Here is a 22365-nt window from a genome sequence, read left to right on the forward strand (position 1 = left end):
GCGCCTTTTGCCCAAAGGCAAGTGGAAATCCAAGCTGTAAAGCGCTAGGCGGCGCGAATGGCCGACGATAAATCTCCGACAAGCTATAGCTATGAACAGGCCGGCGTCTCGATCGCCGCCGGAAACGCGCTGGTAAAGGCGATCGCGCCGCTGGCGAAAGCGACCGCGCGGCCCGGCGCCGACGCGGAACTGGGCGGCTTTGGCGGCTTCTTCGATCCGCGCGCGGCCGGCTATGCCGATCCGCTGCTGGTCGCCGCGAACGATGGCGTGGGCACCAAGGTGAAGCTGGCGATCGATCATGACCGGCACGATGCGATCGGCATCGACCTTGTCGCCATGTGCGTCAACGACCTGATCGTCCAGGGCGCGGAGCCTTTGTTCTTCCTCGATTATTTTGCCACGGGCAAGCTCGACAACGGCGTCGCCGAGCGCGTCGTGGCCGGCATCGCCGAGGGGTGCCGCATCGCCGGCTGCGCCCTGATCGGTGGCGAGACCGCCGAGATGCCGGGCATGTACGCGCCGGGCGACTACGACCTTGCCGGCTTCTGCGTCGGCGCGGTGGAGCGCGGCGAGCAGCTGACCGGCGACAAGGTGCGCGATGGCGACGTGCTGCTGGGCCTTGCTTCCTCCGGCGTCCATTCGAACGGCTATTCGCTGGTGCGGCGGCTGGCGGTGGACAAGGGCTGGAGGCTGGACCGCCCCGCCCTGTTCGATCCCGAAACGCTGCTGATCGACGCGCTGATCGAACCGACGCGGATCTATGTGAAAAGCCTGCTGCCGCTGGTCCGATCGGGCCGCATCCACGCGCTGGCGCATGTCACTGGCGGCGGGCTGCTGGAAAACGTGCCGCGCGTGCTGCCCCTGGGGCTCCACGCCCATGTCGATGCCGATGCCTGGGCGCAGCCCCGGCTGATGGCCTTCCTGCAGGCGCAAGGCCATATCGAGCCGGAGGAAATGGCCCGCACGTTCAATTGCGGCATCGGCATGGTGCTGGCGGTCGCGGTGGAGGACGTGCCCGACATCACCTGGGCGCTCAGCGAAGCGGGCGAGACGGTCTATCGCATCGGCGCGATTCGCCGGGGCGCGCGCGGCTGCACGGTTGCCGGCAGTGCCGAGGCATGGTCGGCGCGCGAAGCGTGGTCGGCCACGCACAATGCCTGATCGCGCCGATGGCTGAACGCGCCAAGGTCGCCGTCCTGATCTCGGGCAGCGGCACCAACATGGCCGCGCTGCTCTATGCCAGCCGCGCGCCGGACTGCCCATACGAGATCGTGCTGGTCGCCGCGAACGACCCCGAGGCCGGCGGGCTCAAGCTGGCGGCGGCCGAAGGCGTGCCGACCTTCGCGCTGTCGCACCGGGGCATGGCCCGTGCCGAGCATGACGCGGCGATGGACGCGGCGATCCGGCAAAGCGGCGCGCAATGGATCGCGCTGGCCGGCTACATGCGCATCCTGACGCCCGATTTCGTCGCGCGGTGGGAAGGCCGGATGGTCAATATCCACCCCTCGCTGCTGCCCAAGTACACCGGGCTGCACACGCACGAACGCGCGATCGCCGCCGGGGATTCGCATGGCGGCGTCACCGTGCACCTCGTCACCGCCGCGCTGGACGACGGCCCCGTGCTGGGCCAGACGCCCGTGGCGATCCTGCCCGGCGACACGCCCGGCACGCTGGCCGCGCGCGTGCTGATTGCCGAGCACCAGCTCTATTCGCGCTGCCTGGCCGCGCTGGTGACGCGCGACCGCTCGCCCGAATTCCTGCTCGAACAAGTGCGCACACGCGCGTTGGCCTTGCCCGAGGCGGATGAGACGATTTCGCACGGGATGCCCTGCTTCGGCATCATCAAGGGCAAGAAGTTCGCCTATTTCTCGCACGATCATCACGGTGACGGGCGAACCGCGCTGCTCGTCAAGATCAGCGGGCCGGACGAGCAGGCGATGCTGATCGAGCGCGATGCGGCGCGTTTCTTCCGTCCGGCCTATTTCGGCGATGGCTGGATCGGCATCCGCATCGACCTTGGCGGCAATGACTGGGACGAGATCGCCGACTGGCTGGCCCGCTCCTGGCGCGCGGTGGCACCCCGGAAGCTGACCAGCCTGATGGACGCGGCGGAAGAGTTTTAGCGCGTGATCCCGGCCCGGCCGTGATTCAGCCGCGCCGGATCAGGCATCAGGCAACCTTGCTGCGCTCTTGCGTGATGATGCTGCCGATCTCATCAAGCAGGGCCAGGCGCTGCCGCTTCAGTTCCTCGGCGTAATCGTCGCTCGCCGGCTCGAGTTCGGCCTCGATGCGATAGATACCCTCGTTCACTTCGTTGTAGCGCTCGACCAGCGTGGCGAAATGGGCATTCGATGCCTTGAGGTGGCGCAGCAGTTCGCCATCCTCGGGGAATTCATCGACGAGCTGGTGGGGGGTGTGAGACATCCGGGCTCCTTCCTGTGTTGGATAGTCAACGGCTAGGCCCGTTGCACGGTTCCCACCTTGCCCCAGATCAACTGCCGCCCGTCCTGATCCCCTAAACTTGTGAATATTCCACCACCGGGCGGCTTTCGCGCGTGCCGCGATAGCGGGCTTCGGGATCGTTCGGATCGCCGGCGATCAGCACATGGTCCTCATGCACCTCGACCAGCGTGCCGACGAAGGGAAAGCCCTCAAGACTGCCGGTGACGCGGTAGCTCACCGTATCGCCGACCTTGAAGGTGGCGGGATCGAAATTGAATTCGAAGGGGCAGGCTTCGCCTGTTTCGCCCATGCCTTGCATCGCACATCTCCTTTGCGGCGATGATAGCGCAGTGAGACAGGATGGATCAAACGCAAAAAAGGCCGCCGGATCGCTCCGGCGGCCTTGAACGCCTGCGGCGATCCATGGCTCAGCCGACAATTTCCTCGGGCTTGAAGAAGAAGGCGATCTCGATCGCGGCATTCTCTTCGCTGTCCGAGCCGTGGACCGAATTGGCCTCGATGCTTTCGGCGAAAGCTTTGCGGATCGTGCCTTCGGCCGCGTCCTTGGGGTTGGTCGCGCCCATCACGTCACGATTGCGCTTCACCGCGTCCTCGCCTTCGAGAACCTGCACGACCACCGGGCCGGAGATCATGAATTCGACCAGCTCGCCAAAGAACGGGCGTTCCTTGTGCACCGCATAGAAGCCCTCGGCCTGCTCACGGCTCATGTGGATGCGCTTGGAGGCGACGACGCGCAGGCCCGCTTCTTCCAGCATCTTGGTGACGGCGCCCGTCAGGTTGCGACGCGTGGCATCGGGCTTGATGATCGAAAAGGTGCGGGTGACCGCCATGTTTCACATTCCTTGCGAGGTTGTCTGTTCTGCAGTTGCGCGGGCCCCTAGCCGGGAAAATGCCGCGCGGCAAGCCGATGGCGCGTCCTGGCAAGGCGCGCCCATCGCCCCCGCGACAGGGGCCTTAGCCGGCCTCGATCCAGCGGCCGCCTTCCTGCTTCCAGTAATGCCGTTCGGCGCCTTCGCGCTGGCGCAGCAGGCGCCAGACATCGCGCGCGCCGGCCACGGTGTGATCGTCGAACAGGAAGAAGGTGCGCGCGAACGGGGTTTCGCCCTCACGCCAGATGCCGTCGGTGATCGCGAGGAAGCGCGCGCCGTTGCGCGGATCGGGCCGGTCGGACAGCAGGATCGGCTGGCGTTCCTCGCCCCCCTCGCCCACGCGACCATTGGCCAGGAAGCTTTCGGGCAGCGACCAGAGCGCCTGGCCGATGCGTTCGAGCTGGGCGGCATCGCCCGACACCACCAGCATCCGCTCCCCCGCCTTCAGCGTGGCGCGGGCCAGCAGCGGCAGCGCCGCCTCGGCGGGATCGCGGCTGAGCTGGTAGAAATCGACCCGCATCGCCGCGTGCCCGCCCCCGGTCTTCGCCCTCAGCTTTCCAGCGTGTCGCGCACGAAGCGGTCGAGCAGGCGCACGCCGAAGCCGGTCGCGCCCTTGTCCCAGGTGGCGCCCGGCTTGTCGGCCCACACGGTGCCGGCGATATCGAGATGCGCCCAGGGCGTGTCGTTCTCGATGAAGCGCTTGATGAACTGCGCCGCCGTGATCGAGCCGCCGAAGCGCGAGCCGACATTCTTCATGTCCGCGATCGCGCTGTCGATCTGCTTGTCATAGGCCGGGCCCATCGGGAAACGCCAGAGCCGGTCGCCCGAAGCCTCGCCCGCCGCCACCAGCGCAGCGGCCAGATCGTCGTTGTTCGAGAAGATGCCGGCATATTCGTGCGCCAGCGCGGCGATGATCGCGCCGGTCAGCGTCGCCAGATCGACAATCCGCGCGGGCGCGTATTCGCGCTGCACCCAGGTCAGCGCGTCGCACAGCACCAGCCGCCCTTCCGCATCGGTATTGATCACCTCGATCGTCTGGCCCGACATCGAGGTGACGACATCGCCCGGACGCTGCGCCTTGCCGTCAGGCATGTTCTCCACCAGCCCGCACACGCCCACGACATTGGCTTTCGCCCCGCGCAGCGCGAGCGCGAGCATCGTGCCCGCCACCGCGCCGGCGCCACCCATGTCCCACTTCATGTCTTCCATGCCCGCCGCGGGCTTCAGGCAGATGCCGCCGGTATCGAACGTCACGCCCTTGCCGACGAAGGCGACCGGCTTCTGCCCGGCCGCGCCGCCGTTCCATTCCATCACCAGCAGGCGGGCCGGCCGGGCCGAGCCTTGCGCGACGCCCAGCAGCGAGCCCATGCCGAGCGCGGCCATCTCCGTCTCGTCCAGCACGCGCAGCTTCAGGCCGGTGCCTTCCATCAGCGCCAGGCAGCGCGCGACGAAAGTTTCGGGATAGATCGTATTGGCCGGCTCGGTCACCAGCTCGCGCGTGAATTCGACGCCGCGCGCCAGCGCGCCTTCGATTTCCCAGAGCGCCGCCGTCCCCTCGGGCGCGCCGGCCACGGCGATTTCGGCGAGCGAGGGCTTTTTCTCGTCGGTCAGTCTGGTGCGATAGGCATCGTGCCGCCAGCCGCGCAGGCGCAGGCCCAGCAGCGCCGCCACCGCTTCGGCGGCGGAAAGGCCCGCGCCGGTGAAATCGAGCGTCAGCACGGTCTCGCCCGAGGTCAGGTACTTGGCGGCAAGGCTGGCACCGGCCCGCTCGATCGCGCCGATGCGATCGTCCGCGCCGGGCTTGCCGATCCCCGCCAGGGCCACGCGCATGATCGCTCCGTCGCGCTCCACGAAACCTTCGAAAAGCTGCGCGGCCTTGCCGGAAAAGCGCGAAAGCCGGGCGCCTTCGGTCAGCACGGGTTCAAGATCGGCCGGTATCGCATCCTGGTTCACAAGGCGGGCCAGCAGGCGAGAGGGCTGGCTGGATGTCGCGTCAAGGAACTGGATCTGCATGGTAACTCCTGCGTCGTGCCGAAATGGCGGCGGACTGCCGCAACGCCGGATTGCAGTTAGGCGCGGCCGGTGCGATAGGCAAGCCATGCTCCCGGCCGCGCCGTCATCGCTGCAAGCCTTTACTGGTCGCTTGCGCCCGCTGTCGCTGGGGGGGCTGCGCCTCTTGTCGTCGGGGGCGCTTTCGCGCGGCGCGCTGGCGGTGGCGCTCGCTTTCATCGCCCTGCCCGCCGCCGCGATGGCGCAGGACCTGGCCGCGCCGATCGGCGATCCCTCGCCGGCGATTCCGCCCCCGCCGGGCCCGGCCGGCGAAACCGCCGCGGGCGAGATTCCCATCGCTTTCGAGGCGGACCGGATCGAATACGCGGAAAAGACCGAGGATGTCACCGCCAGCGGCAATGTCGTGCTGCGCCGGCAGGGCCAGTCGGTCGCGGCCGATACCGTCACCTGGAATCGCACCAGCGGGCAAATCGTCGCCACCGGCAACGTGCGCATGGTCGACGAGGACGGCAACCAGCTCTTCACCGAACGCGTCGAGCTGACCGACGAACTCAAGACCGGCGCGATGGAGAACCTGCTGATCGCGCTGCGCCAGGGCGGCCGGCTGGCCGCCACGCGCGGCCAGCGCATGGGCGATGGCAATATCGTCCTCACCAGCGCCGCCTATACCGGCTGCGAGGTGGAGGATGCCCAAGGCTGCCCCCGCAAGCCGAGCTGGCGCGTCACCGCCCAGCAAGTGCTCTATGACGATGCCGACAAGCGCATCAGCTTTCGCGGCGCGCGGCTGGTGCTGTTCGATACGGTGGCGCTGCCGCTGCCGGGCCTGCGCGTCACCACCGATGGCCGCGCGGTGTCCGGCCTGCTGGTGCCCGATTTCCGCTTCACGCCATCGAACGGCGTGGAGATCAGCGATTCCTACTACGTCCGCATCGCCGAAAACCGCGATCTGACCGCGACCGGCTATGTCTATACCAAGGTCGCGCCGATGGCGCAGTTGCAGTACCGCGCGCTGACCGACAAGGGCGCCTACCAGATCACCGGCTATGCCACGTTCAGCAGCCGCATCCCGATCGTCGGCTCCGCCCCCACCGCCGAAAGCGACTTTCGCGGCTATATCTTCGCCAATGGCCGCCTCCAGCTCGACCCGCACTGGAGCGTGACCGGATCGATCCGCCGCGCGTCCGACCGCACGTTCCTGCGCCGCTATGACATCAGCCGCGACGACCGGCTGCGATCGACCGTGGAAGTGGAGCGGATCGACCAGGACAGCTATCTCTCGATCGCCGGCTGGACCACGCAGACGATGCGCGTCGGCGTCGTCCAGGGTGCGCAGCCGGTGGCGCTGCCGGCGATCGACTATCGCCGCCGCTTCGACGATCCGCTGCTGGGCGGCAAGATCGAGACGCAAGTGAACTCGCTGGCGATCCTGCGCAACCAGGGGCAGGACACGCAGCGCGCCTTCGCCCGCGCGCAGTGGACCTTGCGCCAGATCACCGGACTGGGCCAGGAAGTGACGCTGACCGGGCTGCTGCGCGGCGACCTTTATCACTCCGACGAGAACGAGCTGACCTCGACCGAGATCTATCGCGGCGACAAGGGCTGGAAGACGCGCGGCGTCGCCACGGCCGCGCTTGACGTGAAGTGGCCGTTCGTCGGCCAGGTGTTCGGCGGCACGCAAGTGCTGACCCCGCGCGTCCAGCTCGTCGCCAGCCCCTCGATCGCCAACCTTTCGGTGCCCAACGAGGATGCCCGCGCGATCGAGCTGGAAGACAGCAACCTCTTCGCGCTCAACCGCTTCCCCGGCTATGACCGGATCGAGGACGGCGTGCGCTTCACTTATGGGCTGGACTGGCAGTTCGAACGGCCGCTCTGGCGGATCAAGACGACGATCGGACAATCCATCCGGCTGAGCGACGAGCCGACGCTGCTGCCCGACGGCACCGGGCTGACCAGCAAGACCTCCGACATCGTCGGCCGCACCGAAGTGCGCTATCGCAACATCGTCAAGCTGGTGCACCGCTTCCGGCTGGACAAGGACGGCTTCGCGGTGCGCCGCAACGAGTTCGACGCGGTCGTCGGCAACAGCGGCACTTATGCCGAGATCGGCTATACCAAGCTCAACCGCGACATCTCCAGCGCGATCGAGGACTTGCAGGACCGCGAGGAAGCCCGCTTCGCCGGCCGCGTCGCCTTCGCCAAGTACTGGTCGCTGTTCGGCTCGGCCGTGGTCAACCTGACCGACCGCAAGGAAGACCCGACGTTCGGATCGGACGGCTTCCAGCCGATCCGCACCCGCATCGGCGCCGCTTATGAGGACGATTGCCTGGAAATCGCGCTGACCTGGCGGCGCGACTATGTCGCCACGGGCGACGTGCGCAAGGGCAACTCGTTCCAGATCCGCTTCGCGCTGCGCAATCTGGGCTTCCAGTAGTGCGGTGGAGGGCGTTTGCCAGCCTTACGCAAAGCCGCTATCGGACCTGCTCAGATCAGGTTAAGCCGCCTGGGGACAGGAGCGGGCTTGGCGCGGAAATCGGTCCGGCGCAGGCCCGAACCTTTTGAGGGGCCGGACCGATCCGGCCGGAGACGGGATTGAGATCACGGTGAAAGCAGTCAATCGCAGCACGTTTATTTCGCGCGCCCTCCTGGCCGCAGGCCTCGCGGGCGCCCTTGGCGCGCCGGTGGCCCATGCCCAGGGCGCCGCGCAAGGCGAGATCGTCATTCCCGAGGACATCAAGATCTTCGGCGACAGCAATCCCAATATCCGCAAGGCCACGGCCGTGGTTAACGGCGATGTCATCACCGGCACCGATGTCGACCAGCGCCTGGCACTGATCGTCGCGGCCAACGAGAACAAGGTGAGCCCGGAGGAAATGGGCCGCCTGCGCCAGCAGGTGCTGCGCAACCTGATCGACGAGACGCTGGAGATCCAGGAAGCCAAGGCTTCTGATATCGAAGTCAGCACGGCCGAGATCGACCAGTCCTATGCCCGCGTCGCGGCGCAGAATTTCAGCCAGAGCACCGAGGCGATGGACGCCTACCTGAAGCGGATCGGCTCTTCGCCCGCCTCGCTCAAGCGCCAGATCCACGGCGAGCTGGCCTGGCAGCGGCTGCTCAGCCGCAATGTCGCGCCTTTCGTCAACGTCTCGGAAGACGAAGTGAACGAGATGCTCGCCCGGCTCAAGGCGGCCAAGGGCACCGACGAATACCGCATCGGCGAGATCTACCTTGCCGCCACGCCCGAAGTGCAGGCGCAAGTGCGCGACAATGCCATGCGCATCGTCGAGCAGTTGCGCGACGGCGGCAGCTTCGTGGCTTACGCGCGGCAGTATTCGCAAGCCTCGACGGCGGCGGTCGGCGGCGATCTGGGCTGGATCAGGCTGGCGCAGCTTCCCCCGGAACTGGCCAGCGCCGCGCGCGAGCTGAGCCCCGGCCAGCTGGTCGGCCCGATCGAGGTGCCGGGCGGCTATTCGATCATCTACCTGATCGACCGGCGCCAGGTGCTGACCGCCGATCCGCGCGACGCGGTGCTCGCGCTCAAGCAGATCTCGATCAATTTCCCGCCCGGCGCCAGCGAGGCGCAGGCCAACGCGCAGGCCAAGCGCTTTGCCGAAGCGATCCAGCAGGCCAAGGGCTGCGGCGCCGTCGACGGCGTGGCCGCGCAGCTTGGCGCGCAAGTCGTCACCAACGATCAGGTGCGCGCGCGCGACTTGCCCGGACCGTTGCAGAACGCGATCCTCAACCTCTCGATCGGCGAGACCTCGCCCCCGTTCGGCTCGATCCAGGACGGCGTGCGGATGCTGATGCTGTGCGGGCGCGACGATCCGCAAAGCGACAGCGGCCCCAGCTTCGACCAGCTCATGTCGCAGATGGAGGACGATCGCATCAACAAGCGCGCGCAGATGTACCTGCGCGACCTGAGGCGTGACGCGGTCATCGATTACAACTGACGTGGGCGTCGCGGCGCCGCTCGCCGTCTCGCTGGGCGATCCGGCGGGCATTGGCCCCGAACTGATCGCCGAGGCATGGGCGCGCCGCGAGGCCGCAGCGCTCGCTCCGTTCTTCGCCGTGGGCGGCGCGCGCCTACTGCGCGAAGCGGCGCGGCGGCGCGGGCTGGACGTGCCGACGATCGCCATCGCCGACCCTGCCGAAGCGCGCGTCGCCTTCGCCGCGGGCTTGCCCGTGCTGGCCGGCGGCGATGGCGACTACCGGCCCGGCGATCCTTCGCGCGAAGGCGCGGAACTGGCGCTGGCATCGCTGGGCGAGGCCGCGCGGCTGACGTGCGAAGGCGCGGCCGGGGCGATCGTCACCGGCCCGATCGCCAAGGCGCGGCTGGCGCAAGTGGGCTTCACCCAGCCCGGCCAGACCGAATTCGTCGCCGATGCCTGCGGCGTGGCGCACGAGGACGCCGTGATGATGCTGGCCGGCCCTTCGCTGCGCACCGTGCCGCTGACCGTGCATCTGGCGCTGGCGGACGTGCCCGCGCGCCTCTCGCGCGCGCTGATCGAGCGGCGCGCGCGCATCGTCGCCGCCGCGCTGGCGCGCGATTTCGGCCTGCCGTGCCCGCGCCTGGCGATCGCCGGGCTCAATCCGCACGCCGGCGAGGATGGCCGCATGGGGCGCGAGGAGATCGACATGATCGCGCCCGCCATCGCCGCGCTGCGCGCGGAGGGGCTGGCGGTTTCCGGCCCCCATCCGGCCGACGCGATGTTCGCCGCGCATGAGCGCGGCCGGTACGATGTCGCCTTGTGCATGTATCACGATCAGGCGCTGATCCCGATCAAGACGCTCGATTTCGATCAGGGCGTGAACGTCACGCTCGGCCTGCCGATCGTGCGCACCTCGCCCGATCACGGCACCGCCTTCGCCATCGCCGGCAAGCGCCTGGCCAGCGCGGGCGCGACGATCGCGGCGATCCGGCTGGCGGGGGAATGCGCGATCCGGCGAGCGGCGGCATGATGCTTCCCCCCTTGCGCGAGGTCATTGCCCGGCACGGCCTTTCCGCCTCGAAGGCGCTGGGGCAGAATTTCCTGTTCGACGAACAATTGCTCGATCGGATCGCGGCGATTCCCGGCAGTCTGGCCGGCCAGCAGGTGCTCGAAGTCGGCCCCGGCCCCGGCGGCCTCACCCGCGCGCTGCTGCGCGCCGGCGCCGATGTCACCGCGATCGAAATGGACCGCCGCTGCCTGCCCGCGCTGGCCGAAGTGGCGGAGGCCTTTCCCGGCAAGTTGCGCGTGATCGAAGGCGATGCGATGAAGATCGCGCCCGAAACGCTGTTCACCGGGCCTTACGCGATCGTTGCCAATCTGCCCTACAATGTCGGCACGGCGCTGTTCACCGGCTGGCTTTCGGGCGAGGCCTGGCCGCCGCAATGGACATCGCTGACGCTGATGTTCCAGGAAGAAGTCGCCCGCCGCATCGTCGCCGCGCCCGATACGCCCGCTTATGGCCGGCTCGCGGTGCTGGCCCAGTGGCGCGGCACCGCGAAACTGGCGATGAAAGTGCACCGCAGCGCCTTCACCCCGCCGCCCAAGGTCATGTCGGCGATCGTCCATGTGACGCCGGCCGATGCGCCGCCGGGCGTCTCGATGCGCGTGCTGGAACGCGTGACCGAGGCCGCGTTCGGCCAGCGCCGCAAGATGCTGCGGCAAAGCCTGAAGGGCCTGCCCGGCGCGCTCGAAGCGCTGGAGCGGCTGGGCATCGATCCGCAGCGCCGCGCCGAAACGCTCACCGTGGCCGAATTCGTCGGCATTGCCCGATTGCTCACCGGCTGAGGACGCGCGCGATGCTTCCCGCCCCTTCAGGATACCAGCCGGGATCGCCGCGCCAGCGCGCGGTCTCCATCACGCTGTCGGCGTGCATCATCCTGATCGCGCTGCTGCTCGCCCTGCTGCAGACGCAGGTGAAGCCCGCGCCTGAGGCGCGGCAAGTGACCACCACGTTCGATGTGGAGGGCAGGCCGGCCGGCGGCGCCACCCCGGAAAAGCGCAAGCAGAAGGCGGCCAGAAAGCAGCCCGAGCCGCGCGCGCGGGAACGGCCCGTGCCGCAACCGCCGCAGCCCCGCCCGATCGAGCAGCCGAAAATCGAGGACCCGCTGGAGCCCGCCTTCATCCGCCTGTCGCGCCGCGATTTCGCCGCGGGCGACATCGGCGGAATGCGCGCATCGGGCGCGGCCGGCGGCGCGAGGGGCAACGACAACGCGGCAGCGGCCTATGGCCCCGGCGAAGGCCCGGGCGGCGTGCAGCTTTACGATGCCGAATGGTACCGCAAGCCGACCGACGCGCAGCTTGCCACCTACATGCCGCAGAACGCCCCACGCGAAGGCTGGGGCCTGATCGCCTGCCGCACGGTGGAGAACTATCGCGTCGAGGATTGCCAGATCCTGGGCGAATCGCCGCGCGGCTCGGGCTTCGGCCGGGCGGTGCAGAACGCCGCGTGGCAATTCCTCGTCCTGCCCCCGCGCATCAACAGCAAGCCGCAGATCGGCACCTGGGTGCGGATCAGGATCACTTACGAAGGCAGGAGCGCGGGCTGAAGCCTCAGCCCGCCGCCTTTTTCTTCAGGCGCCAGGCATGGAGCAGCGGCTCGGTATAGCCATTGGGCTGTTCCACGCCCTTGAACACCAGATCGCAGGCCGCCTGGAAGGCCAGGCTGGTGTCCCAGTGGCCCGCCATCGGCTCATAGAGCGGGTCGCCGGCGTTCTGCGCATCGACCTTGGCGGCCATGCGGTGGAGCGAATCCATCACCTGATCGCGGGTGCAGACGCCGTGGAGCAGCCAGTTGGCCATGTGCTGGCTGGAAATGCGCAACGTCGCGCGATCTTCCATCAGGCCCACGTCGTTGATGTCGGGCACCTTGGAGCAGCCCACGCCCTGGTCGATCCAGCGCACGACATAGCCGAGCAGGCCCTGCGCGTTGTTGTCCAGCTCCTCGCGCACTTCGTCCTCGGACCAGTTCACGCCGTCGGCCAGCGGGATCGCCAGCAGCGCGTCGAGGCCGGGCACCGGCTCGGCGGCGATGGCATCGCGCAGGCCGAACACGTCGACCGCGTGATAATGCATCGCGTGCAGCGTGGCCGCCGTCGGCGAGGGAACCCAGGCGGTGTTCGCGCCGGTCCTGGGGTGGCCGATCTTCTCGGCCATCATCGCCGCCATGCGATCGGGCGCGGCCCACATGCCCTTGCCGATCTGCGCCTTGCCCGAAAGGCCGTGGCGAAGACCGATCGCGACATTGCGCTTCTCATAGGCGGCAATCCAGGTGCTGCCCTTGATCGCGCCCTTGCGGATCATCGGCCCCGCGCGCATCGAGGTGTGGATCTCGTCGCCCGTGCGATCGAGGAAGCCGGTGTTGATGAAGACGATACGGTCCTTCACCGCATGGATGCAGGCGGCAAGGTTGGCCGAAGTGCGGCGTTCCTCGTCCATCACGCCAACCTTGATGGTGTGGCGCGGCAGGCCCAGCAGGTCTTCCACCGCATCGAACAGCGCGTTGGTGAAAGCGCATTCCTCGGGCCCGTGCATCTTGGGCTTGACGATATAGATGCTGCCTTCGCGGCTGTTGCCGTATCGGGTGAGGCCGATGACGTCCTGCTTGCCGATCGCGCTGGTGATGACCGCGTCCATGATCCCCTCGGGAATCTCGCCGCCATCGGGCAGCAGGATCGCCGGGTTGGTCATCAGGTGGCCGACATTGCGCACGAACAGCAGGCTGCGGCCCGGCAGGTTCACCGCTTCGCCGCTGGCGGTGGTGACCGCCTTGTCACCGGCGAGCGCGCGCGTCATCGTCTCGCCGCCCTTCTCGAACGTATCGGTCAGGTCGCCCCGGATGACGCCGAGCCAGTTGGCATAGGCCAGCAGCTTGTCCCGGGCATCGACCGCCGCGATCGAATCCTCCAGATCGACGATCGTGGTCAGCGCGGCTTCGAGCACGATGTCCGCGATGCCCGCCTGATCGGTCTTGCCCACCGGATGCGCAGGATCGACCACGACTTCGATGTGCAGGCCATTGCCGCGGAACAGCCGGCCCTTGGCGGTCGTCCCGACATATTGCGCCGGATCGGCCAGTTCCACCTCGATGCCGGCCACGTCGGCCCAGCTTCCACCGGCAAGCGGCACCGCTTTGTCGAGGAAGGCGCGCCCCGCAGCGATCACCGCCGCGCCGCGCGCCGGATCATAGCCCTTGCCTTGCGCCGGCGCCGCATCCAGCGCATCGGTGCCGTAAAGCGCGTCGTAAAGGCTGCCCCAGCGCGCGTTCGCCGCGTTGAGCAGGAAGCGCGCGTTGAGCACCGGCACGACGAGTTGCGGGCCGGCCATGGTCGCGATCTCGGCATCGACATTGCGGGTGCCGATGGTGAAATCGCCCGGCTCGGGCACGAGATAGCCGATTTCGGTCAGGAAGGCCTGGTATTCGGCCTGGTCGATCGGCTTGCCGGCACGAGCCAGGTGCCAGGCGTCGATCGCGGCCTGCAGCGCATCGCGCCGGGCCAGCAGATCGCGGTTCGCCGGGGCGAACCGGGCCAGCAGCGCGGCAAAACCGCTCCAGAACGCCGCCGCGTCCATGCCGATGGGCGCTAAAACCTCGCTCTCGATGAAGCCCGCCAGCTTCGTATCGACTTGCAGCCCCGCGCGTTCAATCCTGTCCGTCATCTTGCCTCGCACCGATTGCGTCCCGCGCGAATGCCGCGCTGGCCGTGTTTCACCAAAACGTCCTGGGGAGGGAACCGGCGGCCTATGGCGCAAGCCTCGCCCGAAGGCAACAGCGGCCAGCGGCGCATGAGGCCGGCTAACGGCCCGTGGGGAATTTTGCAGGACCGGCCGCGTGGCGCCCGCCCCGCCTCTTACCGCGCTTGTCGGAAGGGCTTACAGATAACAACGCGTTAACGGCCAAAACTGACGCAAATGCCGGCTTGGCACGATGATTGCTGGATTATGTCCACGCTAAGAGGATGGGAATGTTCAGGAAAATCGCTCGCCTTTTCGTGATCAAGACTCGCTGGGAAGCGTTCCTGATAATCTATGCCCTTGCGCTGGGCGCGGTGGAGCGCGGTAGCGCCTATCTCACGCGGTTTCCGGGATTCGGCGGCAAGCTGCTGTTCCTGGCGACCACCGGCGCGGTGTTCATGGCCGGGGCCAAGATCCTCGATTGCCTGAAATACGAGCAGGCCGAAAAGGACGCCCGCGCCTTCGCACCCGTGGCGGCCAACGACACCGAGGCGGAAGAAGCCGCCGCGCGCAAGCGCGCCTAGCAGCCGCGTATGGTGGAGGAACCACGCGCTCACTTCACATTCATCCGCGAGCGCCTATATAGACCCCTGCCGGTTTCGGCCGGCTATGACGATAAATTGCGGCGTGCAATAGGCACAGCGGACCCGGGGGCAGTACCCGGCGGCTCCACCAAGATCCTCGCATTCCGGGGGTGTTGACGGGGCCGAACCAGGATCGACGTGTGTTGAAAGACGGCGTTTTCGTCCGGGCTGAGTAACCCGTTAAAGGCTCAAAACTCATAAGTGCCAACGACAACGAAGCACTTGCTCTCGCAGCGTAATTCTAGGGCCTAACGGCCTGAAGTTACAAAGTTAGAACGCGGTTCGGGCCCACCGGGCAACAGAAGCGGACTCCAGGGGTTCGGGGCGTACCTGGCAACAGAAACGCCCCACTTTCCTTCTCATCGGCCCGGCACCGGCCCCTTGGCCGCGCGCCGCTCTCAGACCGGGCGCTTCTTCAGCTCGTCGCGAATCTCGGCGAGCAGGTCGGCCTCGCTCGGGCCGGCGGGCGCGGCCGGCGCGGGCGGATTGAGCCGGTTGGCCGCCTTGACGATCAGGAAGATGATCCAGGCCAGGATCAGGAAATTGACCAGCTGCGTCAGGAAATCGCCATAGCCGATCATCGCCACGCCGGCTTCCTTCAACGCGGCGTAATTGGTCCGGTCGCCCGTGAAGCTTTCGGGAATGGCGCTGAGCAGAACGAAATGGTTGGTGAAATCGGTGCCGCCGGTGATCCAGCCGATGAACGGCATGATGACGCTTTCGGTCAGCGAAGTGACGATCTTGCCGAAAGCGGCGCCGATGATGACGCCCACGGCAAGGTCGAGCACGTTGCCGCGCGAGATGAATGCCTTGAATTCCTGCAACATGGCCCGTTCCCGTCCAGCCTTCGATTCCCTATCGCCTGCCACAGCCATTTGTGCCTGCCAAGCGGCTAAAGCAAAGCCGCGCCGCTTGAACGCGCATCCCTGACTGCTATCTAGCAGGACAGAGGAGGGCTGGCGGTTCGCCGCCCGCATAGGAGGATCGCTGCATGTCCGTTCCATTCGCCGCCCGCGCCGGGCGCTATCTGTTTGCCGCCATCGCCGCGATGAGCCTTGCGGCCTGCGGCTTCAACTCGGTGCCGACCAAGCAGGAAGCGGCCAAGGCCAAGTGGGCCGACGTGCAGGCCGCGTTCCAGGAACGCGCCAACCTCGTGCCGAACCTCGCCGCCGTCGCCAAGGGCGCGGCCGAGCAGGAGAAGGCCATCCTCACTGGCGTGATCGAGGCGCGCGCCAAGGCGACCAGCGTCCAGCTTACCGCCGACGATCTGGACGATCCCGCCAAGATGCAGCAGTTCCAGGCCGCGCAGGCGCAGTTCGGCTCCAGCCTCAGCCGCCTGATGGTGAGCGTCGAGCAATATCCCGACCTCAAGTCGATCACCAACTACCAGATGCTGCAAAGCCAGCTTGAAGGTCAGGAAAACCGCATCCGCATCGCCATCCGCGACTACAATGGCGCGGTGCAGGACTACAACACCGAGGTCCGCACCTTCCCGACCATGATCGGCGCCAAGATGCGCGGGGCCGAGCCGCTCGTACCGTATCAGGCGGTGACGCCGGGTGCCGATGTCGCACCCAGCCTCGAAGGCAAGATGTGATCGGCCGCGAGCGCGCGTGACCTTTTTCCGCTCTGGGCTCCGCGCGGAACGCGACGGCATCGGCGCCGCGCTGGCGGCACTGCTGCTGGCGCTCGCCCTGCTGCTGCCCCGGCCGGCGCTGGCGCAGGAGTTTCCCAAGCTCACCGGCCGCGTGGTCGATGTCGCCAACATCATCCCCGATGACCAGGAAGCACGGCTGACGCAGAAGCTCGCCGATCTGGAAGCGCAATCGCGCCGCCAGCTCGTGATCGCCACGGTCCCGAGCCTGCAGGGCTACGAGATCTCGGACTATGGCTACCAGCTCGGCCGAGCCTGGGGCCTGGGCGACAAGGAGCGCAACGACGGCGCGCTGCTGCTCGTCGCGCCCGCCGAGCGCAAGGTGCGGATCGAAGTGGGCTATGGCCTCGAACCCGTGCTGACCGATGGCCTGTCCTCGCTGATCATCGCCAACGACATCGTCCCCCGCTTCAAGGCCGGCGACATGGCCGGCGGGATCGAGGCGGGAACCGATGCGATCATCCACCAGCTCGCCCTGCCGCCCGCAGAGGCGCAGAAGGTCGCGCAGCAGGCCGAGGCCGCGCCTGAGGAGGGCGACCTGTTTCCGCTGCTGATCTTCGGCTTCATCATCATCTTCTTCGTCATCGTGCCGATCCTGCGGGCGACGATGGGGGGCAGCCGCCAGCGCTATCAGGGCAGCGGCGTCGGCCCGATCGTGCTGTGGAGCGTGCTGGACGCGCTGAGCCATGCCAGCAGCAGTTCGGGTGGTGGCGGAGGCGGCGGCGGGTTCTCCGGCGGCGGCGGCAGCTTCGGCGGTGGCGGCGCGAGCGGAAGCTGGTAGGAGAAGCGCGATGTCCACTCCCAGCTATCTCAACGAGGACGATCACCGCCGCGTGAGCGACGCGGTGGCCCAGGCCGAGCACGGCACCGCGGGCGAGATCGTCACCATCCTGGCCGACCGTTCGGACGGCTATTCGGATGTCGCGCTCGTCTGGGCGGCGATGGTGGCGCTGGCCGCGCTGTGTGCGCTGGCCATCGTGCCGGAATTCTATCTCGGCATCGTCGAATGGTTCGCCGGCGGCTGGATCGTCGAATGGACCGCGCGCGAACTGCTGGTCCTGGCTGCCGGCGTGGCGACGATCAAGTTCGGCGCCATGGTGCTGCTCCAGCTGTGGACACCGCTCAAGTTCCTGCTGATCCCTTCGCCGATCAAGGCCGCGCGCGTGCGCGACCGGGCGGTGCGGGCATTCCGCATCGGGGCCGAGCGGCGCACCACCGGGCGCACCGGCATCCTCATCTACCTTTCGATGCGCGAGCACCGCGCCGAGATCGTCGCCGACGCGGCGATCGCCGCCAAGGTCGCGCCCGATGCCTGGGGCGATGCCATGGCCGCGATGATCGGCGAGCTGAAAGACGGGCGCGTGGCCGATGGCATGATCGCCGCGATCGGCAAGGTCGGCGCGATCCTGGCCGAGAACTTCCCGCGCGCCGATGACGACCAGAACGAATTGCCCGACAGGTTGATCGAAGTATGAGCGTGGACGCGACCGCCGAGGAACAGGTGATGTGGCAAGGGCGGTTCATCACCGCCCGCAAGCGCGGCAACTGGGAATACGTCAGCCGCGCGCGCGGCATCCACGCGGCGGTGATCCTGGCGGTGGACGAGGACGATCATGTCCTGCTGGTCGAGCAGTACCGGGTGCCGCTGGGCCGCCCCTGTATCGAGCTGCCCGCCGGCCTGGTCGGCGACGATGACGACAAGCGGGGCGAAGACCCGGCCACCGCCGGCGCTCGCGAGCTGGAAGAGGAAACCGGCTACCGCGCCGAACGCATCGAGGTGATCGGCGAGTTCTGGTCCTCGCCCGGCATGGTCAGCGAAAGCTTCACTCTGCTGCGCGCGCACGGCCTGACCAAGGTGGGCGACGGCGGCGGCGTCGACAGCGAGCAGATCGTGGTCCACCGCGTGCCGCTGGCCGGCATCGCCGATGCCGTGGCCCGCTGGCGGGCCGAAGGCTATGCCATCGACGTCAAGATGCTGACCCTGCTGGGCGGCGCGCTGCTGGGCTGAACCAGGCCGAGGCGATGCGCACCCGGCTCAGCGTCTGCCGCAGGAAGGCCCGCTTTCGCAGCGAGGACGAGGCGCTGGGCGTGGCCGCGCAAGCCGCCTATCCCTTGCGCCCCTATCGCTGCGACCGCTGCGGCCAGTTCCACCTCACTGGCCGCACCAGAGGCAAGCGCGTACCGGCATTCGCGCGGGCAAACCCTAAAGCGTCGTGAAGATCGCGCCGAAGTCCTTGCCGCCGTTGCCCGCCTCGACGAAAGCCTCGTAGATCTTCGTCGCGTGTTCGCCCAGCGGCACGCTCGCGCCGCTGGTTTGCGCGCCCGCCATGGCGAGGCGCAAGTCCTTGAGCATCAGTGCCGAGGCGAAGCCGCCCTGGTAATCGTTGTCGGCCGGGCTGGTCGCGCCCACGCCCGGCGCGGGGGTGTAATCGTTGAGCGACCAGTTGTAGCCGGTCGACTTCGAGCTGATCTCATGGAACTTGCGCATGTCGAGGCCGGATTTCTCGGCCAGCGCCAGCGCCTCGCAAGTGCCGATCATGTGGATCGCCAGCAGCATGTTGTTGCACATCTTGGCGACTTGCCCCGCGCCGCTTTCGCCCGCGTGGATCACCGCCTTGCCCATGTTGAGCAGGATATCCTCGACATGGCCGAAAACCTTGGCATCGCCGCCGACCATGAACGTGAGCGTGCCCTGGTTGGCCGCGGTGATGCCGCCCGAAACCGGGGCATCGACCATCGGATAGCCGGCATCGGCGGCGGCCTGCTGCACCTTGCGCGCGGTGGCCACGTCGATCGTCGAACAGTCGATCAGCAACGCGCCCCTGGGCGCATGGCCCAGGACATCGTTCATGTAGACGCTCTCGACGATCGCGCCGTTGGGCAGCATCGAGACGACGGCGTTCACGCCCTGCACCGCCTCGCGCACCGAATCGAACACTTCGCAGCCGTTCGCCCTGGCCTTGGCCAGCGCATCGGGCGACAAGTCGAACGCGCGGACGTGGTGGCTGGCCATGGCCAGGTTGTGCGCCATGCCGCCGCCCATGTTGCCAAGGCCGATGAATGCGATCTTCATGTCATTTCCTCTCCCGAGCCCGAGCGGCTTACTTGCCCTGCCAGTTGCCCGGCCGCTTTTCGATGAACGCCTTCATGCCCTCGGCCTTGTCCTCGGTCGCGGTGAGCACCTGGAACATGCGGCGTTCCATCAGCAGGCCGGTGTCGAGCGTGGTCTCGAACGCGATGTTGACCATTTCCTTGTTCATCATCGCGGCGAGCGGCGGCATGGCGGCGATCGTCTCGGCCGCCTTCAGCGCTTCTTCCATCAGCTTGTCGGCCGGCACCACGCGGCTGACGAGGCCGGCGCGCTCGGCTTCCTCGGCACCCATCAGGCGGCCGGTCAGGCACATGTCCATCGCCTTGGCCTTGCCGACGGCGCGGGTCAGGCGCTGCGATCCGCCCATACCGGGCGCCACCGCCAGCTTGATCTCCGGCTGGCCGAACTTGGCGTTTTCGGACGCGATGATGAAATCGGCCATCATCGAAAGCTCGCAGCCGCCCCCCAGCGCGAAGCCGTTCACCGCCGCGATCCAGGGCTTGCGTGTGCTCTTGACCAGCTGGCTGGTCCAGCCGGCGAAGAAGTCTTCCGAATAGAACTCGGCACCCGGCTTGTCGGCCATTTCCTTGATGTCGGCGCCGGCCGCGAAAGCCTTGTCGCCCGATCCGGTGATCACCGCGCAGCGCTGCGCCTTGTCCGCCTGGTAAGCGGCGAAAGCGTCGATCAGCTCGGCCAGCACGGTCGAATTGAGCGCGTTGAGCGCTTGCGGCCGGTTGAGCGTGATCAGCGTGACCGCGCCCTTCTGTTCGACCAGGATCGTTTCATAGCTCATAGCGGCTTCCATTCCTCTTGCGTGGGGAGCGGCGCGAAGATCGCGTCCAGCAGGTCTTCGGTGACGCCGGCCGGCGTCGCGGGGTTCCATTTCGGCGCGTGATCCTTGTCGACGATCACGGCGCGCACGCCCTCGGCGAAATCGGGGAGCGTCAGCACGCGGCTGCCGATGCGGTATTCCATCGCCATGTTCGCGGCGAAATCCGTCAGCCCGGCCGACTCGGCGAGCTGGCGCAGCGCCACCTTGCAGGCCTGCGGGCTCTTGGCGCGCAGCGTGGCCAGTTCCTTTGCCGCCCATTCGTCCGGGTCGGCCTCCAGCGAGACGAGCACGTCCTCCAGCCGGTCCGAGGCGAAATGCTTGCGGATCTGCGCGGCATGGGCGGCCATGCGCGGTTCGGGCGGCGTGACCGCGAGCGCGGAGAGCACGCCGCCGATCTCGTGCCCCGCCTCGATCCGGGCCTTGGCCTCGGCCAGCTTGTCGGCGGGCAGGTAATGCGTGGCAAGGCCGGCCCAGAGGCATTCGGCGCCATCGAGCCGCGCCCCGGTGAGCGCGAGGAACTGGCCGACGCGCCCTTCCAGCCGCGAGAGATACCAGCCGCCGCCCACATCGGGGAACAGGCCGATGCCGGTTTCGGGCATGGCGAAGCGGGTGTTCTCGGTCGCCACGCGGTATTTCGCCGGCTGCGAGATGCCGACGCCGCCGCCCATGGTGATGCCGTCCATGAACGCGACCACGGGCTTGGCGTAAGTGAAGATCTGGTGATTGAGCCGGTATTCGTCGAAGAAGAAGGCCCGGCCCGCGGCGCCGCCGTCTTCCAGCGCGGACTGGCGCAGCAGGTTGATGTCGCCGCCCGAGCAGAAGCCCCTGCCCTCGCTGTGCTCCAGGATCACCGCCTTGACCTCGGGATCGTCGCGCCATTGCGCAAGCGCCGCCGTCATCGCCTGGCACATGCCGAGCGTGAGCGCGTGGATCGCCTTGGGGCGATTGAGCGTGAGATAGCCCGCGACGCCGGCGCGGCGCGTCAGCAGTTCGTCGCTCATCAGCGCAGCAAGTCCCGGCCGACGATCATGCGCATCACCTGGTTCGTCCCTTCCAGGATCGAATGGACGCGAAGGTCGCGCCAGAAGCGCTCGATCGGATAGTCGCGCAGATAGCCATAGCCGCCGAAAAGCTGAAGGGCGTCATTGACGATCTTCGATCCGCTGTCGGTGGCGAGGCGCTTGGCCATGGCCGAAAACCGCGTCTTGTCCGGCGCCCCCGACGTAACCTTGGCGGCGGCGAGATAGAGCAGCGCGCGCGCCGCTTCGAGGTCGGTCGCCATGTCGGCCAGCATGAACTGGGTGTTCTGGAAATCGCCGATCGGCTGGTCGAACTGCTTGCGGTCCTTCACGTACTGGATCGCCTCGTCGAGGCAGCGCTGCGCCCCGCCCAGCGAACAGGCGCCGATGTTGATCCGCCCGCCGTCGAGCCCGGCCATGGCGAACTTGAAGCCATCGCCTTCCGCGCCGACGCGGTTTTCGACCGGCACGCGCGCATCCTCGAAGATCACTTGCGCGGTGGGCGAGGCATTCCAGCCCAGCTTCTTTTCCGGCGCGCCGAAGCTGAGGCCGGGCGTGTCCTTGTCGACCACGAAGCACGAGATACCGCGCGACTTGTGCTCGCCGGTGCGCGCCATGACGACGTAGACGTCGTTGTAGCCGCCGCCCGAGATGAACTGCTTGGTGCCGTTGAGCACATAGGCATCGCCATCCAGCCTGGCGCTGGTCTTGAGCGCCGCCGCGTCCGATCCCGAACCCGGCTCGGTGAGGCAATAGGAGGCGATCTTCTCCATCGTCACCAGCTCGGGCAGGTAGCGGTCCTTGAGCGGCTGGCCCGCGAACGTGTCGATCATCCACGCCGCCATGTTGTGGATCGAGATATAGGCCGATGTCGCCGGGCAGCCATAGGACATGGCTTCCATGATCAGCGCCGCTTCCAGCCGGCCCAGGCCAATGCCGCCGCTTTCCTCGGAAACATAGATCGCGCCGAAGCCCAGCTCACCCGCCGCCTTCCACACGTCGACCGGATAGTGGTGCTTCTCGTCCCACTCGGCCGCGAACGGCGTGATCTGGTCGGCGGTGAACTTGCGCGCGGTCTCCTGGATCGCGATCTGGTCTTCGGTCAACGCAAACTGGTCGGTCATGG

Annotated in this window: 24 protein-coding genes and 1 other RNA gene; 14 read left to right on the forward strand and 11 right to left on the reverse strand. The window is 67.6% G+C overall.

Annotated features, from left to right (window positions below; genetic code table 11):
* The first annotated feature begins 57 nt into the window (after positions 1 to 57).
* Both purM and purN read left to right on the forward strand, forming a co-directional pair.
* A complete protein-coding gene (gene purM, locus PYV00_RS16280; protein WP_275229360.1) occupies positions 58 to 1161 on the forward strand; it encodes a phosphoribosylformylglycinamidine cyclo-ligase in 1104 nt (367 codons plus the stop codon).
* Between the two features lie 8 nt (positions 1162 to 1169).
* The gene (purN, locus tag PYV00_RS16285; RefSeq protein WP_275229361.1) at positions 1170 to 2123 is read left to right on the forward strand and encodes a phosphoribosylglycinamide formyltransferase; all 954 of its coding nucleotides are present in this window, start codon (positions 1170 to 1172) and stop codon (positions 2121 to 2123) included.
* 46 nt (positions 2124 to 2169) lie between these two features.
* Here the strand turns inward: purN and PYV00_RS16290 are convergent, their stop codons facing one another.
* The 5 genes from PYV00_RS16290 to PYV00_RS16310 all read right to left on the reverse strand — a co-directional run bounded on the left by PYV00_RS16290 (position 2170) and on the right by PYV00_RS16310 (position 5345).
* Positions 2170 to 2424 (reverse strand): YdcH family protein, encoded by a 255-nt coding sequence (locus tag PYV00_RS16290; RefSeq protein WP_275229362.1) that lies wholly within the window; start codon positions 2422 to 2424, stop codon positions 2170 to 2172.
* A 91-nt stretch (positions 2425 to 2515) separates the two neighbouring features.
* On the reverse strand, positions 2516 to 2761 hold the full coding sequence (locus PYV00_RS16295) for a hypothetical protein (protein WP_275229363.1): 246 nt from the start codon (positions 2759 to 2761) through the stop codon (positions 2516 to 2518).
* Between the two features lie 109 nt (positions 2762 to 2870).
* Entirely contained in the window at positions 2871 to 3293 is a 423-nt protein-coding gene (ndk, locus tag PYV00_RS16300; protein ID WP_275229364.1) for a nucleoside-diphosphate kinase, read from the reverse strand.
* 124 nt (positions 3294 to 3417) lie between these two features.
* Complete coding sequence (locus PYV00_RS16305) at positions 3418 to 3852, reverse strand: DNA polymerase III subunit chi (protein WP_275229365.1); 435 nt, start codon at positions 3850 to 3852, stop codon at positions 3418 to 3420.
* Between the two features lie 29 nt (positions 3853 to 3881).
* Positions 3882 to 5345: a leucyl aminopeptidase gene (locus PYV00_RS16310; protein WP_275229366.1), complete on the reverse strand. Its 1464-nt coding sequence runs from the start codon at positions 5343 to 5345 to the stop codon at positions 3882 to 3884.
* Positions 5346 to 5430: 85 nt separating this feature from the next.
* On the opposite strand from PYV00_RS16310, the gene PYV00_RS16315 reads away from it, so the two are divergent.
* From PYV00_RS16315 to PYV00_RS16335, 5 genes are all read left to right on the forward strand, one after another.
* On the forward strand, positions 5431 to 7773 hold the full coding sequence (locus PYV00_RS16315) for an LPS-assembly protein LptD (protein WP_275229367.1): 2343 nt from the start codon (positions 5431 to 5433) through the stop codon (positions 7771 to 7773).
* Positions 7774 to 7942: 169 nt separating this feature from the next.
* A complete protein-coding gene (locus tag PYV00_RS16320; protein WP_275229368.1) occupies positions 7943 to 9289 on the forward strand; it encodes a peptidylprolyl isomerase in 1347 nt (448 codons plus the stop codon).
* Position 9290: 1 nt separating this feature from the next.
* Entirely contained in the window at positions 9291 to 10298 is a 1008-nt protein-coding gene (gene pdxA / locus PYV00_RS16325; protein WP_275229369.1) for a 4-hydroxythreonine-4-phosphate dehydrogenase PdxA, read from the forward strand.
* Positions 10295 to 11113 carry a 16S rRNA (adenine(1518)-N(6)/adenine(1519)-N(6))-dimethyltransferase RsmA gene (gene rsmA, locus PYV00_RS16330; protein ID WP_275229370.1) on the forward strand — a complete coding sequence of 273 codons (819 nt, stop codon included), beginning with the start codon at positions 10295 to 10297 and terminating at the stop codon, positions 11111 to 11113. The genes pdxA and rsmA overlap by 4 nt, the downstream gene beginning before the upstream one ends.
* A gap of 11 nt (positions 11114 to 11124) precedes the next feature.
* Positions 11125 to 11874, forward strand: a complete 750-nt coding sequence (locus tag PYV00_RS16335; RefSeq protein ID WP_275229371.1) for a hypothetical protein — start codon at positions 11125 to 11127, stop codon at positions 11872 to 11874.
* 4 nt (positions 11875 to 11878) lie between these two features.
* On the opposite strand, the gene PYV00_RS16340 is transcribed toward PYV00_RS16335, so the two are convergent.
* Positions 11879 to 13984, reverse strand: a complete 2106-nt coding sequence (locus PYV00_RS16340; RefSeq protein WP_275229372.1) for a malate synthase G — start codon at positions 13982 to 13984, stop codon at positions 11879 to 11881.
* A 305-nt stretch (positions 13985 to 14289) separates the two neighbouring features.
* On the opposite strand from PYV00_RS16340, the gene PYV00_RS16345 reads away from it, so the two are divergent.
* Together PYV00_RS16345 and ssrA are read left to right on the forward strand one after the other, a co-directional pair.
* Entirely contained in the window at positions 14290 to 14583 is a 294-nt protein-coding gene (locus PYV00_RS16345; RefSeq protein ID WP_275229373.1) for a hypothetical protein, read from the forward strand.
* Between the two features lie 29 nt (positions 14584 to 14612).
* Positions 14613 to 14956: a transfer-messenger RNA gene (gene ssrA / locus PYV00_RS16350) on the forward strand.
* A gap of 85 nt (positions 14957 to 15041) precedes the next feature.
* Here the strand turns inward: ssrA and mscL are convergent.
* Positions 15042 to 15470, reverse strand: coding sequence for a large conductance mechanosensitive channel protein MscL (gene mscL, locus PYV00_RS16355; protein ID WP_275229374.1), 429 nt, complete (start codon positions 15468 to 15470; stop codon positions 15042 to 15044).
* Between the two features lie 164 nt (positions 15471 to 15634).
* Between mscL and PYV00_RS16360 the strand changes: the two genes are divergently transcribed.
* The 5 genes from PYV00_RS16360 to PYV00_RS16380 are packed head-to-tail and all read left to right on the forward strand — an operon-like array spanning position 15635 to position 18514.
* Positions 15635 to 16240 (forward strand): LemA family protein, encoded by a 606-nt coding sequence (locus PYV00_RS16360; protein ID WP_275229375.1) that lies wholly within the window; start codon positions 15635 to 15637, stop codon positions 16238 to 16240.
* Positions 16241 to 16256: 16 nt separating this feature from the next.
* Positions 16257 to 17078: a TPM domain-containing protein gene (locus PYV00_RS16365; RefSeq protein ID WP_428981651.1), complete on the forward strand. Its 822-nt coding sequence runs from the start codon at positions 16257 to 16259 to the stop codon at positions 17076 to 17078.
* Positions 17079 to 17088: 10 nt separating this feature from the next.
* The gene (locus PYV00_RS16370; RefSeq protein WP_275229376.1) at positions 17089 to 17772 is read left to right on the forward strand and encodes a TPM domain-containing protein; all 684 of its coding nucleotides are present in this window, start codon (positions 17089 to 17091) and stop codon (positions 17770 to 17772) included.
* Positions 17769 to 18305, forward strand: a complete 537-nt coding sequence (locus tag PYV00_RS16375) for an NUDIX hydrolase (protein ID WP_275229377.1) — start codon at positions 17769 to 17771, stop codon at positions 18303 to 18305. The genes PYV00_RS16370 and PYV00_RS16375 overlap by 4 nt, the downstream gene beginning before the upstream one ends.
* A 14-nt stretch (positions 18306 to 18319) precedes the next feature.
* Positions 18320 to 18514, forward strand: a complete 195-nt coding sequence (locus PYV00_RS16380) for a hypothetical protein (RefSeq protein WP_275229378.1) — start codon at positions 18320 to 18322, stop codon at positions 18512 to 18514.
* Here the strand turns inward: PYV00_RS16380 and mmsB are convergent.
* Genes mmsB through PYV00_RS16400 form a run of 4 tightly spaced genes read right to left on the reverse strand, consistent with a single transcriptional unit; the run spans position 18501 to position 22363 of the window.
* Entirely contained in the window at positions 18501 to 19370 is an 870-nt protein-coding gene (mmsB, locus tag PYV00_RS16385) for a 3-hydroxyisobutyrate dehydrogenase (RefSeq protein ID WP_275229379.1), read from the reverse strand. The two genes, PYV00_RS16380 and mmsB, sit on opposite strands and share 14 nt — an antisense overlap.
* Positions 19371 to 19398: 28 nt before the next feature.
* Positions 19399 to 20181, reverse strand: a complete 783-nt coding sequence (locus tag PYV00_RS16390) for an enoyl-CoA hydratase-related protein (protein ID WP_275229380.1) — start codon at positions 20179 to 20181, stop codon at positions 19399 to 19401.
* Positions 20178 to 21221: an enoyl-CoA hydratase/isomerase family protein gene (locus tag PYV00_RS16395; RefSeq protein WP_275229381.1), complete on the reverse strand. Its 1044-nt coding sequence runs from the start codon at positions 21219 to 21221 to the stop codon at positions 20178 to 20180. The genes PYV00_RS16390 and PYV00_RS16395 overlap by 4 nt, the downstream gene beginning before the upstream one ends.
* Positions 21221 to 22363, reverse strand: coding sequence for an acyl-CoA dehydrogenase family protein (locus PYV00_RS16400; RefSeq protein WP_275229382.1), 1143 nt, complete (start codon positions 22361 to 22363; stop codon positions 21221 to 21223). The genes PYV00_RS16395 and PYV00_RS16400 overlap by 1 nt, the downstream gene beginning before the upstream one ends.
* Between the last annotated feature and the right edge of the window lie 2 nt (positions 22364 to 22365).

Source organism: Novosphingobium album (ex Liu et al. 2023) (genome assembly GCF_029076845.1).
Classification (GTDB): Bacteria; Pseudomonadota; Alphaproteobacteria; order Sphingomonadales; family Sphingomonadaceae; genus Novosphingobium.